A 16,734-nucleotide genomic window follows, 5' to 3' on the forward strand; every position below is an offset into this window, starting at 1 on the left:
AAGACGGACGGAACAGCTATGCCAAGACAGACCATTCGGCCACATTCATGCGAGTCAAGCAGGACTATATGGGGAACGGACGCCTGCTCCCTGCTTACAACGTCCAATTTGGTATTGCCGATGAGTATATCGCTGTTGCAGATGTGAACCATTACCGCTCAGATATGGACTGCTTCATCCCGTTGATGGAGAAGTTCCACGAGAAATATAGCTTCTACCCAAAATATCCCATAGCGGATGCCGGGTACGGTTCATTCAATAATTACATCTATTGCGAGCAGCATGGGATGGAGAAGTATATGAAGTTCCCCATGTACAAGAAAGAACTGACAGATAAAGCGTACCGGAAAAATCCATACCGCGCTGTGAACTTCAGGATTGATAAGAACGGCACCTTGCGCTGCCCCAATGGACAGGCCTTCCGTTTCCTGTATCGCCAGAATGTGAGAGGGAACCATTTTGGCCGCCAGGAAGAAGTCTACCAATGCGAGGACTGTACAGGCTGCCCCTGTGCATCTGACTGCAAGCGGACAGACCGGAACAGGACCATCCGGATAAACCGAGAACTGACCGCCATGCACCAAGAGGTTGTGGATAACCTGAACAGTATCCAGGGAGCGTTGTTGCGGATGAACCGCTCAATCCAAGCAGAGGGAACATTCGGTATTCTGAAGACAGACCGCTGGTACCAAAAAATAGTACGGAGAGGCAGCGATGCCGTCCGCACAGAGATTCTCTTGGTTTCAATAGGTCACAACCTGTATAAGTCCTACAACAAAAAGCAAAAGATGAGACAGGCCGCATAGAATGGATGATATTCTATTTTATGGGGAAAGGGGCCTTATATCCTTTTTTTAGGATAAGAGGTCTTCGGCACGCAAAAAGAGGCTGTGGACAAAATGGTTTTACATTTTGTCACAGCCCCTTGTTGGATGCGCCCGGCGGCGCATGGTTCTGACCGGTGATATGCCGGCCTCTATTCCGTTAGAGGGTTTGCAGGATCGTCAGGTTGGTGAAGATGGAGAGCGGCTGCGCCCAGACGCCGAAGGCGAGGACGAGGATAACGGCCGCAAGTCCCGCGAGGGTCGCGGCAGGGGGCAGGCGCAGCTCTCTCCCGTCTGCTTCTTCTCTGGGTGCGAGGTCGCGGAACATCTCACGGATGACGATGAGGTAGTAGTAGACGCTCATCATCGAGACGACGAAACCGACGGCTGCGAGCCAGAAGAGTCCGGCGTCGACGGCAGCGGTGAAGATGTAGAACTTCCCGATGAAGCCTGCCGTCGGCGGGATGCCCGCCATCGTGAGGAGTGCGACCATCAGGAAGCCTGCGGGCAGCAGCGAGTGGTGCGCGAGCCCGCGTACGTTTTGGAGGTCGGTGCCGCGCTGGTCTTCAAGGTACGAGACGGTGACGAATGCCGCGATGTTTGCGAAGAGGTAGACGGCCGCGTAGAAGAGGACGCTCTTGAGGCCGTTGGCACTGGCCGCCGCCATCGCGCACATCATGTAGCCTGCCTGTGCGATGGAGGAGTAGGCGAGCATGCGCTTGATATTCGACTGGCAGAACGCCATGATGTTGCCGCCGACCATCGAGACGCAGGCAAATATTGCGAGAATCTCGGTCCACATTGGCGCAGCCTGCGGCAGTGCCGTGAAGATCACACGCAGCATGACGGCGATGCCCGCCGCTTTCGAGCACATGGCGAGCAGAGCCGTGACGGGTGCTGGCGCACCCTCGTAGATGTCGGGCGCCCAGAGGTGGAACGGGATGATGGAAAGCTTGAAGAAGAAGCCGGCGAGCACGAGCACCATGCCCGCGATGCCGAGCCCCAGAAAAAGCCCCGGGCTCTTCGCAATGGCAGCGAAGGAAAGACTCCCCGTCATGCCGTAGATCAGGCTGATGCCGTAGAGGAGAGCACCCGTCGCGCCTGAGCCGTAGATGAGGTATTTTACGCCTGCCTCGGTCGAAAGCGCGCTGTCCGTCCGAATGGCGACGAGCACGTAGAAGGAGATCGTCATGAGCTCGAGTCCGACGAAGACCGTGATGAGGTCGTTGGCCGATGCGAGGACGCACATGCCGAGCAGTGCCGAGAGCAGGAGCGCGTAAAATTCCCCTGTATGCGTCACTTGGCGTGCGGTGTAGCGCGCTCCGTAGAGCACGGTGAAGAGCGTGCCGAGGAGGAAGAGAATCTTGAAAAAGATGCTGTAGGCGTCGACGGCATAGATGCCCTGGAAGAAGAAACGGACCGTGCCGTCCGTCGGATAGCGTGAGATCGCAAGCGCGAGGATTCCCGTGAGGCCGAGTGCTGTCACGTAAGCCGGCAGCATCTGCCTCGTGCCCCGCTTCCTCATGAGGTCGAGGAGCAGGACGAGCAGCAGGAGAATCGCGATGGCAATCTCAATTGAGATTGCGGAAAAATGCATGGCCGTCATCATTGTGGAAACCCTCCCCAGATTGGTACCCCTTGCAAGAGGGAAATCATCGGCGCGTCACGGACGAGATCGAAGAGCGGGCGGAGCGGTTCGACGCCGCTGCCAACCATATCCATCAGCAGGCTTGGGAAAATGCCGAATCCGACGAGAAAGACGCCGAGAACCACCAGCGGGACAATATCCGTATGACGTTCATCCTGAATGCCCTCGAAGGCGGCGATGCGCCGGCCGAACAGTACTTTTGCCAGCATCCGCAGGACGTAGAACGCCGTGAAGATGATGCCGAAGACGCAGACGACGGTGAGCGCAGGAAATTCGCGAAAGGCACCGACGAAAATCGTGAACTCCGGGATGAAGCCGACGAGTCCTGGCAGACCGAGGGCGCAGAGCCCTGCGAGCATGAAGCCTGTCGTGATGTAGGGCATGTAGTGCGCGAGTCCCCAGAGCTCGTCCGTTGAGCGCGCGTCCGTCACGTCGTAGACGTAGCCGACCTGCGAGAAGAAGAGCGCAATCATGATGCCGTGGGCAACCATGTAGGCGACGGCACCCGTGACACTGACGACGTCCAGCGCGGCGAGACCGAGGAGGACGTAGCCCATGTGCGAAACCGACGAGTAGGAAATCATGTACTTGATGTCCTTCTGCGCGAGTGCGACATAGGAAGCGTAGACGACGTTGATCGTCGCAAGGACGGCGATGACGGGCGCCCAGAACTTCGCGCCGAACGGCAGGATGAAGAAGCCGATGCGGATGAGCGCGTAGCCGCCGACCTTCTTGAGGACGCCGGCATTGACCATCGAGACGGCCGTTGGAGCGGCGGAATAGCCGTCCGGCGACCAAATATGGAAGGGAAACATGGAAAGATGCGAGCCAAAGCCCACGAGCAGCAGCAGGAACGCGATGACCTGTACGCCGTATGGGATATTCCCAGAGACGGACGCCATGGAGAGCGCCGTCACGTCGAAGGTGCGCGCCCCTGCAGGGAAGGCGTAGACATACAGCAGGATGACGCCGACGAGCATGAATGCCGAGCCGACGAGCAGGAAGATGGTCATCTTCATCGCTGCTTCAGATTTCGGGATACGCTCGGAGGAGCCCCAGATCAGCACCATGATGTAGGCCGGCACGACTACCATCTCGCACAGGAGCAGGAAGAGGAAGAGATCGCGCGCGAGGAACGCGCCCGACACGCCTGCGATGAGGATGAGCAGCAGGACGAAGTATTCCTTCGTCCGATGCTCGATGCGCCATGAGGAGAAGACGGCGGCGAGCCCGACGGCAGACGACAGCAGGAGCAGCGGCAGCGAGATGCCGTCGACGCCGAACGAATAGGCGATGCCGAGATCGGTGACCCACGGCACGTATTCCGTGTACTGCATCCCACCTGCAGCCATGTCGTAGTCGACATAGAGGAAGAGCGTGAGGAGCAGCGTGATGATCATGGCGAGTGCCGAAAGCTGGCGCATCGTATCATGAAAGCGCTTCGGCAGTACCGCGATGATGCCTGCCGCCACGAGCGGCGTGAGAAGAATTATGGAAAGGATCGGAAACGACATTAGCCGAGAACACCTCCTGCATACGAAAGGATACGGACCGTCCAATAGAGCGCTGCGATGAGAAGGATGGCAACGCCCGCGTAGAAGAAGAGCAGATACCGCTGCACCTGTCCGTTGGCTGGTGTGGCGAGCAGGGCGCTCGTCCCGAGCGCGTAGGCACCGAGTCCGTTCATGATGCCGCCGAAGATGTGGATGTCGACCCAGTCGAGCGCATAGGCAAGCGTGTAGACAAAGCGGCGGCGGAAGAAGTCGTAGAGCTCGTCGATGTAGAACTTGTTGTAGACGAGGCTGTAAATGAAGCCGTAGCGGCGCAGTGCGACCTTGCGGCTGATATGTGCGACACCGTAGACGATATAGGCTGCAATGAAGCCCGCGAGCGAGACGGCCGTGCCCGTGATTGCGACGGCGGGTTCAAGCGCCGCATGCACCGGCGTGCCGTCGTTGACCCATAGCGAAAAGCCGCCATAATAGCCCGCAAGGCCGGTGACGAGTGTCAGAACGGCGAGCAGGAGCATCGGCCAGCGCATGAAGGCATCGACCTCGTGCGCCTCGTACTTGCTGTGGTTCTCCCCGAGGAAGGCGATGATCAAGAGGCGCATCATGTAGAATGACGTGAGGAACGAGGCCGCGAGCAGGACGGCGTAGACCGGTCCTCCCGCGTGCATCGCCGCCGCGAGGATCTCGTCCTTCGAGAAGAAGCCGGAGAATGGCGGGATGCCCGAGATCGCGAGCACGCCGACGACCATGCAGACGAACGTCAGGGGCATCTTCTTGTACAGGCCGCCCATGCGGAAAATGTTCGTCTCCTCGTGAAGCGCGTGCATGATGGCGCCTGCGCAGAGGAAGAGCATCGCCTTGAAGAAAGCATGCGTCACGAGGTGGAACATGCTCGCCGAGAACGCGCCGAGTCCGACGGCCGCCATCATGAAGCCGAGCTGGCTGATGGTCGAGTACGCGAGGACACTCTTGAACTTTGTCTGCGTCACGGCGATGCAGGCGGCGAAGATTGCCGTGAAGGTGCCGATGCCCGTGATGAAGTCCATTGCGATTGCTGACTCACTGAAGATGAAGTAGGCACGGGCGACGAGGAAGACGCCTGCCGCGACCATCGTTGCGGCATGGATGAGCGCAGACGTCGGCGTCGGGCCCTCCATCGCGTCGAGCAGCCAGACGTGGAGCGGGAACTGACCGGATTTGCCGATTGCGCCCATGAAGAGCAGGAGTCCGATGACGGTGATCAGCGTCGTGCCCGTTGCCATCACATAGTATGGTACGATTGCGCGCAGTTCCAGGAAGTCTGTCGTGCCGAAAGTGACGGCGAGGATGATGATGCCGACGAGCATCCCAAAATCGCCGATGCGCGTCGTGATGAACGCTTTCTTTGCCGCTTCGCGCGCCTTGACCTTCTCATAGTAGAAGCCGATCAGGAGGTACGAGCAGAGACCGACGCCCTCCCAGAAGACGTAGAGCTGCAGGAAGCTTACGGCGCCGACGAGTCCGAGCATCGTCGCGGAAAAGAGCGAGATGAAGGCAAAGAAGCGCCCCATGCCGGGATCATCCGCCATGTAGCTGGCCGAATAGATGTAGACGAGCAGCGAGACGAGCGTGACGACAACCAGCATCATGGCCGTCAGCGGGTCGACGAAGATTCCCATCGTCAGCGGCAGGTCGGCGACGTGCGCCCAGATCACCTGTATGACGAAGGGATGATTCATCGTGATGCCGTACATCTGCGTCGCCATCGCAACGAAGATGGAGAAAATGAACGACAGCGACATCATGAAGATCGCGATTGTAGCCGAGAGTTTCTTGTCGTTTCGTGTAAACGGCCCGATGAGCAGGAACGCCAGCGCGGGAAAGAGAGGAATCAGATAGGCGTTCGTAAGCGCAAAGGTAAACATGAAGATTTCCCCTCCTTAGTTTCGAAATCCATTTGGTTCGTGCAGGCTATCCGCCTCGTCCGCGTTTGTTGCGGCGCGCAGGCGGAAGAGGTTGATCGTCAGTGCGAGTCCGACCGCGATCTCCGCCGCCGCGACGGCGATGGAAAAGAGTGCCATGACCTGTCCAGCTCCGTCATGGACATAGAGCCGGTCAAAGGCGATGAGGTTCAGATTCACCGCGTTGAGCATGAGCTCGATGCACATGAGAATCGCGATGATGCCGCGACGCGTGAAGAGCCCGTACAGTCCGATGGAGAAGAGGAAGGCGGACAGTGTCAGCACTTCGCTCATCCCGATGGGAGTGTTCCATATATTCATGAAGCATGACCTCCTCTCGCGAGCAGCAGGGCCCCGATCATCGCGGCGAGCAAAAGGATGGCCGCGAGCTCAAATGGCAGCGCGAAATTGCTGAGGAGCAGTACGGCGAGATCTGCCGCCTCCGTTGCAGGGCCTGCAGCAGAGCTTAGCGGCAGCGGCGTGAGGGTGGCGGCAAGACCGAGGAGGACGAAGATGAGTGCCGCCATCCCCGCGCCGACGAAGCGCTTGCTCAGGCTCTGGACAGGCGCAGAGATGGACATATCCGCACGGCCCACCATCATGATCGCCATGACGATGAGGATGGCGACCGCACCGCTGTAAACCATCAGCTGCACTGCACCTAGAAATGGCGCCTGCAGCGCGAAGTAGATGAGCGCGAGCCCGATGAAGGAGAGGACGAGGAAGAGGGCGCTGTGCACGATGTTGCGTGAGAGCACCATGCCGAGTGCGCCGATGACCGATACGAGGGCGAAGAGGAAAAATAAAATCTGCATCACGCCTCGCCTCCTTTCGTATCTGCCTGCTGCTTTGCCTGCGCAGCCACCTTTGCCTCAGCTTCTGCCTTGGCCTTCGCCGCGATATCGGCGAGCAGCTCCTTGAGATCGGCGCGGTCCGCATCGGAAACAGCATCATGCGTCATGGCCGCCTTGTTCCACGAGGAGAAGGCGAAATCCTTGTCCCACTTGAGCGTATGGACCGGGCAGGCCTCAACGCAGAGATTGCAGAACAGGCAGCGGCCCGTCTTGTGGACGTAATGTTCCATATGCCGCTTCTCCTTTGCGTCCGTGACGACTTTGAGTTCCAGTGCCTTGTTGGGACACGCCATGGCGCAGAGCTGGCAGGCGATGCAGACGCGCCAGTCCATCGCCAGGTTGCCCCCGCGGAAGCCTTCAGCCACGGGGAGCTTCTCCTCAGGATAGCAGAACGTCTCCTTTTTGCCGAAGAAATGCTTGATCGTGACACCCATGCCCGTCAAGAGTCCCTTGCCAAACAATGCTGTCACCTCCTTATACGAGATCGAGCGCGAACATGACGGCGCCCGTCAGAAACACATTCAGGATTGCGAGTGGTAAGAGCGCCTTCCAGCCAAATGAAAGCATCTGGTCGACGCGGGTGCGCGGGAACGTCCAGCGGAACCACATGATCAAAAAGACCATCGCGACGGCTTTGATGGCGAACCACACGAAGCCCGGCAGGAACGAGGGTCCCAGGTACCCGCCGAGGAAGAACGTCGTCGCGAGGATCGCAGCCGTCAGCAGATTGGCGTACTCCGCGAGGAAGAAGAGCGCCCAGCGCATGCCGGAATACTCCGTGAAGGGGCCGGCGATGATTTCCGACTCGCCCTCGACGAGGTCAAACGGCGTGCGGTTCGTCTCCGCGACGGCGGAAATCAGGAAGATGATGAAGGCAAGCGGCTGCAGAAAGAGGAACCAGCGGCCGCCCTGCTGTGCCAGGACGATGTCCTCAAGGCGCATCGAGCCCGTGATCATCAGGATGCCGAGCAGCGAGAAGAGCAGCGGCGCTTCGTAGCTGATCATCTGTGAGACGATACGGAAGCCGCCGATCATCGAATACTTGTTGTTCGAAGCGTAGCCACCCATCAGGAAGGGCAGGACGGCCTGGCTGGAAATCGCAAACAGCAGGAACACGCCGACGTTGACATCGGCGAGAACCACGCCCGCATCGAAGGGAAAGAAGGCGTAGACGAGTGCTGCCGGCACGAAGAGGAGTGCGGGTGAGAGCGCCCAGAGGACCTTGTCGGCGCCTGCGGGCATGATGTCCTCCTTGCTCATGAGCTTGAGCATATCGGCGACGGGCTGCAGGAGACCGAAGCGGCCGCCAACGCGGTTGGGGCCCAGGCGCATCTGCATGAAGGCGCAGACCTTCCGCTCGGCATACGTGAAGACGATGGCCGCCATCGAGATGATGCCGAGCAGCGCCGCGATGCCGATGATGATGAGCACGAAATTCGCCAGAAGAGGAACCCCTGTCAGAGAGGCGATTCCGTCGTGAATCCATCGGGCAAGGCCCGAGAGCAATGATGTTTCCATGAGTCCCTCCTCAGCAGTCGACTTCGCCCATGATTGGGTCGATCGAGGAATAGGCGCTGACCGAGTCGCCGATCAGCATGCCGCGGCACATGAGGTCGAGCCCCTGCATATTGACAAACGACGGACGGCGGATATGCACGCGGTACGGCTTCGGGGTACCATCGCTGACAAGATAGAAGCCGAGTTCGCCGCGCGTGCCTTCCGTGCGGCTGTAGACTTCGCCCGCAGGCGGTTTCAGGACGCGAGGCACCTTGGCCATGCTCTCGCCTTCCGGCATCTTGTCGAGTGCCTGGCGGATGATCCGCGCGCTCTCTTTGATTTCCCGGAGCTTGACGATGTACCGGTCCCAGTTGTCGCCGTGTGTGCCGACCGGGATATCGAAATCGAGCTCGCCGTACACGCTGTAGGCGTCGAGCTTCCGCAGATCGCGTGCGACACCTGTTGCCCTGAGGTTCGGTCCCGTCATGTTGAGGGCGAGAGCCTCCTCCTGCGTCATCGGCGAGATGCCGGCGATGCGGCGCCTGAAGATCTCATTGCCCGTCAAGAGTTTGTCGTACTCCGCGAGGAACTGCGGCACGCGCTCAAGGAAGCGTTCCGTCAGAACACGCGCCTTGTCCGTGAACTCGCCCGCGACGCCGCCGATGCGGATGTAATGGAACGTCTGCCGTGCGCCGCAGACCTCGTTGAAGATATCGAGGATGTACTCGCGGTCGCGGAAGCAGCAGAGCATGCCCGTGGACGCGCCGAGGTCGTTCGCGAGCGAGCCGATGCCGACCAGGTGACTGTTGATGCGGTTGAGTTCCGCCATGATCACGCGAATGAATTCCGCGCGGCGCGGAACCTCAAGCCCCGCGAGCTCTTCAACTGCGCGCGCGAAACCGAAATTGTTGTTCATCGACGAGACGTAGTCGAGCCGGTCCGTATAGGGCAGCCCCTGTACGTAGGTGCGCGACTCCAGGAGTTTCTCGATGCCGCGATGCAGATACCCGAGCACGGGCTCGGCCTTCTGGATGTGCTCGCCGTCGAGTGTGAGCTTCACCTGAAGGACGCCGTGCGTCGACGGATGCTGCGGCCCCATGTTGAGAAGATACGTTTCCGTCCGCTTCACGCTTCTGCCTCCTTTCGCGTCCCCGTGCGTATGGCCTTGGGCGGCACGGGCTTCTTGTAGACGAAATCCTTGCGCAGAGGATACCCCTCGAAGTTCTCCGGCATCAGGATGCGCCGGAGGTCCGGATGGCCCGCGAAGCGCACGCCCATGAGATCATAGACCTCGCGTTCCTCGAAATTCGCTCCGGGGAACACGCCCGTGATGCTCGGCACTTCAGGGGTATCCCTGTTCAGCCGCACCTTGATGACGGCGCAGGCATCGAGCGGCTCCGAGAAGAGATAATAGACGACGTCGATTGCATTCTTGAGGTCCACGGCCGTCAGGCAGGAAAGATGCGTGAAGGCGAAATCCGCGTCCGTTTTCAAAAACTTCGCGAGCGGGATGAGTTCCTCGCAGCTCACATAGATCACGGGACGCGTACTTTCTTCGATTGAGATTGTGGGAAACTTCTTCTGCAAACGCAAAAGTTCTCCCTCCGTCAAACAGCGCTGTTTCATGCCGCTCACTTCCTTTCCGCTTCCTGTGCCAGACCGGCGCACGCCGCCTCTGCGCGCTCCGGATGCAGGATCTTTTCGCGCAGCTTCAGCATGCCGTCAATCAGTGCCTCGGGGCGCGGCGGGCAGCCCGGGATGTAGACATCGACGGGCAGCACCTGGTCGACGCCTTCGATGACCGAATACGAATCCGCGAACGGGCCGCCTGCAATTGCGCAGCTTCCCATCGCAATGACGTACTTGGGCTCCGGCATCTCCTCGTATAGGCGTATGAGCGGCGGCGTCATCTTGTACGTCAGCGTCCCCGCCACGATGAGCAGATCCGCCTGGCGCGGGCACGGGCGGAAGACCTCGTAGCCGAAGCGCGCGAGATCGAAGCGCGCCGTCGCCGTACTCATCATCTCAATTGCACAGCAGGCAAGGCCAGATGAAAGTGGCCAGAGCGAATTGGCGTGCGCCCAGCGGAAAAGCTCGTCGAGCTTCACGATGGCAACATTATTCCGGAGAGACTCCGGTACGCGGTCCTTTAGTTCCATGAAAGATCTCCCTTCCGCCACGCATAGGCAAGCCCAAGAATCAGGATGAACACGAAGACGAGCATCTCGACAAAGGCGAACGCGCCGACCGTGTGGAACGCGACCGCCCAGGGATAGAGGAACACCGTCTCAATGTCAAAAAGAATGAAGAGCAGCGCGTACAAAAAATATCCCGCACGAAAACGGACGTACGGACTCCCGACGGGGTCCACGCCACATTCATACGGGATATACTTCTCAGGCGATGGCTGTTTCGGCTGCAGCAAAAAAGCCGGCACGAGCGCCATCACGGGGAAGAAAAGTGCCACGACGAGATAGATTCCAAGACCAGCAAACTCTCCCATAACTCTGCCTCCCGCTCCCTGCCGTCGAAGCGGCAGAGTGATACTGAGGAACATGCGGATTTGTCTCATTTCATCGGCACTTCCTCGAAAAACAAATCAAATTCGAATGAATATACTTTTATTATACAAATTAAGCAAATTATTTCAATAGATACTATATATGATTTTTCAACAATATAATAAATATAATATATGTTCATAAAAAAGTATGCTTTCGGGTACGGCAAGTTGGAGCAGATGACAACGAAACGCGCTTCATTCGGATAAACGAGTTTATCCGCATCCGGCTGCACTGCTTCTGCTCTTAATCAATAAAAAAATAGTCCGCTTTGGCTGCATGCCAATAGCGGACTGTAATCTGCAAATGAGAGAAAATGGGGAAATTTATGTGTGGGAGAAATACGCTTAGAAGAAGATACGGACTTCGCCGCGCACGAGATTCTTTGTGATGGACGTGTCTTCATCATTTTTGCCGTAGTAATAACGCAGATGCGCGCGGATGTTCTTCGCAGGGATGTAGAAGCCGCCGACCTCGAGTCCCCTGTAATCACGGAAATGGCCGGTATCGAGGTTGATCTGGGTGAATTCCGGGATATTGGCATATTTCGTGTAGAGACTCCAGGTGCCGGGCTGGTCGAGCTTCACGCGGCGATACTCCAGGGCGCCGAACCAGCCGGTATCCTTGGTGTGAGTGGCTGTTGTGTCAGAAGCCTTGAGGTAGTATCCCGTAAGGACCAGATTCTTTGCAATCGTGCTGCGGAAGCCGAGCGTATAGATGTTGGGACTTTCGCTGCCGCGCGTGGCCTTGAACTTATCGTCATGCAGCTGATAGAAGGCGCCGTAAAGATTCGTGGCTTTGCTGGCCGGATAGGCGAGTTCGGCTGCTCCGAAATCGAAGGATTCGCCGCTGTTGAGGCTGGGCAGTGTGCTGCAGGATACGCGGGCTGCGGTGAGTGTCGTGCGCAGCTTGTTGCCGAATGTGAATTTGCCGCCGCTGATCGGATTGTGCATCACGACGCCGCCGTCCTGACTGAAATTATCGATGCGGCCAAGCTGCGTATGGAATTTGCCGTACGTGCCATCTGCAAACATCGAGGCAAAGTAGAGATCGTACGTGTCGTCGGTCTTATCCTTGTTGAGGTCGACGATCGTGTTGGTCTCCGTGACAACCTTCCAATTCTTGTTGACCTGGGACTGGGAGATGAGGTCGAACCAGGCGCGATTGACCGTGCTGCGCGTTGACTTGCCCGTGTGCTTGTTCTTGATGTGCTGATTCTGTTCACGCAGGTACAGGTAGCCGGAGAATTTCGTCGTATCGGCGTTGCGTTCGAGATTGCCGACGCGTACGCCGAGATTCTTCAATTCATCCTGGTATTCTGCAGCGAGCTTATCGAGAAGATTCTGGTCGGCTGCCGGGATATTTTCCTTTGCCATCGCGCGGGCAATCATCTGTGCCATCTCGTAGCGGGTCAGGGCTTGATTTCCGCGGAAGTTCCCGTCGCCGTAGCCTTCCAGGATGCCGTCGGCGGCGAGCTGCGTCACGGCGTCGTAGGACCAGTGATCCTTCGGGACGTCCTGAAAGGGGTTATTGGCGGCCATGGCAGGGGAAGCGGCGGCGCACATAAAGCCTGCGGCTAAAGCAAATATGGTTTTCTTCACAACAAAGACTCCTTTCCTAAGAAACACGGCTAAAGGAAAAGAGTCTTCAATAAAGTCCATATAAAGAATTTGTCCATAAATGCAGTTTCAGTATACCATAATGTTCAAATATGTCAAGTAAAAAAGGAGCACATCTGATGGTGACGTACTCCTGTCCTTTATCAGGGTTGGAAATCCGGGTTCATGCGATATTTCTTTGTCGGACGGCCGCGTGTGCTCAGGGATTCTTCGCCGACGCAGATGACGAGCCCCGCTGTGAGCAGGTTCTTGATGATGCGGCGGGCATTGCGGTCCGTGACGCCCATCTGCTGGGCAATCTCGCTTGATGTGAAGCCATGACCGATTTTCTTGGCAATGGCTGAGATCCTCATGTAATTGCGTGTGCCGACGCCGACGGATTCCAGCCGGCGCAGGATCTCCGGATTTTCGAGAGAGGCGGTGAATGTCAGGGGGTGTTCGGTTCCCAGGTTTTCCTGTATATTGCCGTTGATGTCAATCGCGATGACATCCTGGCGCGGGTCCTGCTGGCGCCCATATGACAGGGCGCGCCAGGCGTTGCGCTGGGCATCGAAGGCCGTATAGCCGAAGCCGATGCCAGCACTGACTTCGATGTTGAGATTGAGGCGGATATCTTCGATGGCTTCCCGTATTTTCCCTGCATTGCGTTCAATGATGCCGCGGGAAGCGAAAATTTCAAAGCGTCCATTGTCTTTCTCAGCCAGATAGGAACCGTGAAGGTTCTGGCAGAGTTCAAGAATTTTTTCCTTGAGGTGAAGCAGCTGCATTTGGAATTGCAGGGGGCCGGAGGAGGCGAGCAGCAGCTTTTCCATGTTTACCGTCTCGATGCGTGTCAGCGCGACTTCACTTTCAATCAGATGCTGATGCATGCGCCGTTCCTTGAGTTTTAGCAGGGCATTTCGTATGGTAAAGGTGCTGCCGTGCATCTGGATGACCGGGATATGAAGTCGTTCGAGTGCCTGATGGACTTTGGTGGAAGAAGTCAGTACGCGTTCGATTTTTCCGGCTTGCCATAAGGCATGGTGGAATTCCACGACGGTGTGGATATTTTGATCGACATGCATAGAATCATAGTAATGAATATGGACCTCATCAAAGGGAATGCCGGCTTCCTGCATGGCCGTGATCCAGTCACGGGAGGCAATTTCAGGCAGATCGATGGAGATGCGCAGTGCATGCATTTTCGAAAGTGCCAGGCTCTGCAGCAGGTAGCGAAAAATCTCCAGTCCGTTCAGGATGCAGGAAACGGCGGGCATATTCTTGGGGAGATACGGCTTGGCGTGTGCATACGGTGTTTCACCAGAGAAAATCCAGCCTTCGATTTCGGCACAGCCGTCCTGGATAATGCCGGGGATTTCGCGCGTATCCTGATAGCAGTATGTCTTGTAGATTGTCGTCTTGGGATTGAAGACGGATGCAGCAACTTCCTGGATCTGCTTCAGGACATCCGGGGAATTGCTGACAATGCCAAAGGTTTTCATGGGGACACCTCAATAACGTCTTTTGGTATAAGTGTAAAAGGAACAGAACGTGCAATTTTTACTATATATTAGATATATCATATTGACGCAGGAGAAACAACAAGGTTGGAGGATTTCTTTCTCTTGTATCATGTATTACAATAAACCATATCTATTTTAAGCGTAAATATCATTATAATTTCGTATTGTTTTATCTTATGATTGTCATTGACAATAGGAACGTCATTTTATAAAATAAAGACTAATAAAGGAATATGTCTTTAATAAAGTCTAATAAGGTCTGTCCATAAATGCATCGAAACGAACGCTTTGTTTCAGGGAGGACTTTTTATGATTATTGCAGGCATTATCCTGGTGGTCCTGACCTTCTGGGCCATTGTCAAGAATTATGAGACGCGTGTCGTCCTCATGATGTCCGGACTCATCATGTCGTTTATCGGCGGCAATATGCTGTCGTCGCTCAATGCGTTTTCCAAGGCTCTGATCAATGAAAGCCTGACGCCAATCATCTGTGTGACCATGGGCTTCAGCATGGTCCTCGATATGACGGGCTGCAGCAAGCATCTGATCATGGCCATCACGAAACTCCTGCACCGGGTCAAGTTCATCATCATCCCGGCGACTATTGTGCTGGTCTGGCTCATCAACATTTCTCTCTTGAGTGCTTCGGGTCTGGCGGCAGCCGTCGGTGCCATTCTCATCCCGACGCTCATCAAGCTCGGCGTCAAACCGGCCATGGCGGCCAGCACCGTCCTGCTCGGCACCTGGGGATCGAGCGTGAGCCCCGGCAATCCCTTTATCGTACAGGTGGCAGATCTTGCACAGGAAGACCTCATGACCATCATACAGGGCTTTGCACCCAAAGCCTTTATCTGTGTCATCGTCAGTGCGCTCGTCTTGTATGGCATCGCGATGATCACCAAAGAAGGCATCATGAAAGAGACACCTGCTGAGGAGATTGCTGAGGAGGAACTGGAAAAAACAGAGAAAATCAAACCGCATTACGCCATCGTGCCGCTCGTGCCGATCATCGTCCTCATCCTCGCCAGCCCGGCTGTGCAGGTATTGCCGGCCATCTCCATCCCGAATGCCATGTTCCTCGGTACGGCGCTCTGCTTCCTGGTCGCGCGCCCCAATGTACGTGATTTTGCCAATTCGTTCTTTAAAGGTGCGGGCAACGGCTTTGCGAGCATTGTCTGCCTGATTGCCGCGGCGGCCATGTTCATCCAGGGCATGAACGTCATGGGGCTGACAAAGGCGCTCATTGATGCCATGGCCAGCTCAGCTGCTCTTGCCAAAGCCTCGGCTACCTTCGGCCCTTTCATCCTGGCCGCGCTTTCCGGCTCAGGCAATGCTGCCGTATTGGCCTTTAATGGTACAGTCACACCGCATGCCGCGACGTTTGGCCTGCAGATTTCCGATATGGGTGCTGTTGTTCAGGCCGCAGGCAATCTCGGCCGCTGCATGTCGCCGGTTGCCGGCGTCAGTATCATCTGCGCGAAGATGGCCGGTGTCAATCCGATGGAACTCACCAAGCGCAATGCCATTCCCTGCATCGTGGCGGGCATCGTCATGATGGTCCTCGTCTTGTTCTGAGCGGGCAGGAGGGATGATGTTGTCAGCAGAAACAAATCGAAAGAGCTGGCTGCTGCTCGTCCTGATCTTTGTGGCCTGGGGCTTTGGCTACGTGGACAAGCAGGCCATCAATATTGCCGCCGTGCCTCTGCGCGAGGAACTTTCTCTGAGCACGGGTCAGATGGGCGCCGTCATGAGCAGCTTTTTCTTCATGTATTCGCTCATGACGCTGTCGGGCGGTTATCTGGCCAGCCATTTCGGCACGCGCCGGTCCCTTATCGGCATCGTGCTGCTCTGGGCCATTTTTTCCTGCCTCACGGGCATGGCTGGTTCCTTCCTGATGCTCATCAGCGTGCGCTTTCTGCTCGGCTTCAGCCAGGGCGGTTTCGGCCCCATCACGTCGGTGGCCATCGCAGAACTCTTTCCACCGGAAATGCGCGGGCGCGCCAAGACCTTCCAGGTATCGGCAGGCTCCATGGGCGTGGCTTTCGGTGCTCTGTTCTGTGCCGTATCGACAGCCTGGTTCGGCTGGCGTTCCATGTTTTTCTTCTTCGGCTTTATGGGCCTCCTCATCACGGTGCTCCTGGCAACGTTCTATCATACGAAGCCCGCAGCCGCAGGAGAACAGGGGGTTTCACAGGTGGGCCTCGGCACGATGCTGCGCAATCCGTTCATTTTAAAACTGGCGTTTATCCAGTTTGGCCTCGGCGTCTTCATCTGGGGTCTCAATGCCTGGCTGCCATCCTACTGGCTTGAAGTCAAGGGACTCGACATGGTCCATATGGGGACGCTCTCGATGGTTCCCTGGCTCGTGTCCTTTGTCCTGATGAATTTCAGCAGTTACCTTTTGGAAACGCGCTTCCAGCACAGCCAGAAGGCCGTGCTGACTGCATCGCTGCTTTTGGGTGCCGTCCTCATGTACGCGATGCTGCGAGCCGACAGCGTGGTAGCAGGGTTCTCGCTCCTGACGGTCGTCACGGTGCTCATGAGCATTGCCTCGGCCACCGTCTACATGATGCCGATGCAGTGGATGTCGGCGCATGAAGTCGGAACGGCGACGGGCGTGATTATTTTTGGCCAGCAGCTGGCGGGCGTGGTGGCACCCGTGGTCATGGGATATCTGATTTCCCTGTTTGATGGTTCCTATGATGCCGTATTCGGCTTCGTGATCCTCATCATCTTCCTGGGCGCTGGTACGGCGCTGTCCATAAAAGGAAAATAATA

Annotated in this window: 15 protein-coding genes and 1 pseudogene; 3 read left to right on the forward strand and 13 right to left on the reverse strand. The window is 56.9% G+C overall.

The genetic code is table 11. The features are described 5' to 3' along the window. Nucleotides 1-806 (forward strand): transposase (locus DWZ54_RS10125; protein WP_199663346.1); only part of this gene is annotated, 806 nt, incomplete at its 5' end. 178 nt (nucleotides 807-984) lie between these two features. Here the strand turns inward: DWZ54_RS10125 and DWZ54_RS10130 are convergent. The 13 genes and pseudogenes from DWZ54_RS10130 to DWZ54_RS10190 form a co-directional block, all read right to left on the reverse strand. After that, the gene (locus DWZ54_RS10130) at nucleotides 985-2,433 is read right to left on the reverse strand and encodes an NADH-quinone oxidoreductase subunit N (RefSeq protein ID WP_118476038.1); all 1,449 of its coding nucleotides are present in this window, start codon (nucleotides 2,431-2,433) and stop codon (nucleotides 985-987) included. Continuing rightward, nucleotides 2,430-3,986 carry a NuoM family protein gene (locus tag DWZ54_RS10135; protein WP_118476040.1) on the reverse strand — a complete coding sequence of 519 codons (1,557 nt, stop codon included), beginning with the start codon at nucleotides 3,984-3,986 and terminating at the stop codon, nucleotides 2,430-2,432. The genes DWZ54_RS10130 and DWZ54_RS10135 overlap by 4 nt, the downstream gene beginning before the upstream one ends. After that, a complete protein-coding gene (gene nuoL / locus DWZ54_RS10140; protein WP_118476042.1) occupies nucleotides 3,986-5,887 on the reverse strand; it encodes an NADH-quinone oxidoreductase subunit L in 1,902 nt (633 codons plus the stop codon). The genes DWZ54_RS10135 and nuoL overlap by 1 nt, the downstream gene beginning before the upstream one ends. Before the next feature lie 15 nt (nucleotides 5,888-5,902). Beyond that, complete coding sequence (nuoK, locus tag DWZ54_RS10145; RefSeq protein ID WP_118476044.1) at nucleotides 5,903-6,244, reverse strand: NADH-quinone oxidoreductase subunit NuoK; 342 nt, start codon at nucleotides 6,242-6,244, stop codon at nucleotides 5,903-5,905. Then, nucleotides 6,241-6,738: an NADH-quinone oxidoreductase subunit J gene (locus tag DWZ54_RS10150; protein ID WP_118476046.1), complete on the reverse strand. Its 498-nt coding sequence runs from the start codon at nucleotides 6,736-6,738 to the stop codon at nucleotides 6,241-6,243. Before DWZ54_RS10150 ends, nuoK begins: the two co-directional genes overlap by 4 nt. A 2-nt stretch (nucleotides 6,739-6,740) precedes the next feature. Further along, nucleotides 6,741-7,238, reverse strand: a pseudogene (locus tag DWZ54_RS10155) (4Fe-4S binding protein); the annotation flags it as partial. 13 nt (nucleotides 7,239-7,251) lie between these two features. Next, nucleotides 7,252-8,295 (reverse strand): NADH-quinone oxidoreductase subunit NuoH, encoded by a 1,044-nt coding sequence (gene nuoH / locus DWZ54_RS10160; RefSeq protein ID WP_118476050.1) that lies wholly within the window; start codon nucleotides 8,293-8,295, stop codon nucleotides 7,252-7,254. Nucleotides 8,296-8,305: 10 nt separating this feature from the next. After that, a complete protein-coding gene (locus DWZ54_RS10165; RefSeq protein ID WP_118476052.1) occupies nucleotides 8,306-9,403 on the reverse strand; it encodes an NADH-quinone oxidoreductase subunit D in 1,098 nt (365 codons plus the stop codon). Then, the gene (locus DWZ54_RS10170) at nucleotides 9,400-9,900 is read right to left on the reverse strand and encodes an NADH-quinone oxidoreductase subunit C (protein WP_118476054.1); all 501 of its coding nucleotides are present in this window, start codon (nucleotides 9,898-9,900) and stop codon (nucleotides 9,400-9,402) included. Before DWZ54_RS10170 ends, DWZ54_RS10165 begins: the two co-directional genes overlap by 4 nt. A 5-nt stretch (nucleotides 9,901-9,905) precedes the next feature. Further along, nucleotides 9,906-10,433, reverse strand: a complete 528-nt coding sequence (locus DWZ54_RS10175; RefSeq protein ID WP_118476056.1) for an NADH-quinone oxidoreductase subunit B — start codon at nucleotides 10,431-10,433, stop codon at nucleotides 9,906-9,908. Then, nucleotides 10,424-10,777 carry an NADH-quinone oxidoreductase subunit A gene (locus tag DWZ54_RS10180; RefSeq protein WP_118476150.1) on the reverse strand — a complete coding sequence of 118 codons (354 nt, stop codon included), beginning with the start codon at nucleotides 10,775-10,777 and terminating at the stop codon, nucleotides 10,424-10,426. The genes DWZ54_RS10175 and DWZ54_RS10180 overlap by 10 nt, the downstream gene beginning before the upstream one ends. Before the next feature lie 405 nt (nucleotides 10,778-11,182). Continuing rightward, entirely contained in the window at nucleotides 11,183-12,436 is a 1,254-nt protein-coding gene (locus tag DWZ54_RS10185) for an S-layer homology domain-containing protein (protein ID WP_233541684.1), read from the reverse strand. A 161-nt stretch (nucleotides 12,437-12,597) separates the two neighbouring features. After that, entirely contained in the window at nucleotides 12,598-13,935 is a 1,338-nt protein-coding gene (locus DWZ54_RS10190) for a hypothetical protein (RefSeq protein ID WP_118476060.1), read from the reverse strand. Nucleotides 13,936-14,265: 330 nt separating this feature from the next. Between DWZ54_RS10190 and dcuC the strand changes: the two genes are divergently transcribed. Both dcuC and DWZ54_RS10200 read left to right on the forward strand, forming a co-directional pair. Continuing rightward, complete coding sequence (dcuC, locus tag DWZ54_RS10195; RefSeq protein ID WP_118476061.1) at nucleotides 14,266-15,531, forward strand: C4-dicarboxylate transporter DcuC; 1,266 nt, start codon at nucleotides 14,266-14,268, stop codon at nucleotides 15,529-15,531. Nucleotides 15,532-15,550: 19 nt separating this feature from the next. Beyond that, nucleotides 15,551-16,732 (forward strand): MFS transporter, encoded by a 1,182-nt coding sequence (locus tag DWZ54_RS10200; RefSeq protein ID WP_158573649.1) that lies wholly within the window; start codon nucleotides 15,551-15,553, stop codon nucleotides 16,730-16,732. Nucleotides 16,733-16,734 lie beyond the last annotated feature (2 nt).

The sequence above is a fragment of the Mitsuokella sp. AF33-22 genome (assembly GCF_003475755.1).
In the GTDB taxonomy this organism is placed as follows: domain Bacteria; phylum Bacillota; class Negativicutes; order Selenomonadales; family Selenomonadaceae; genus Mitsuokella.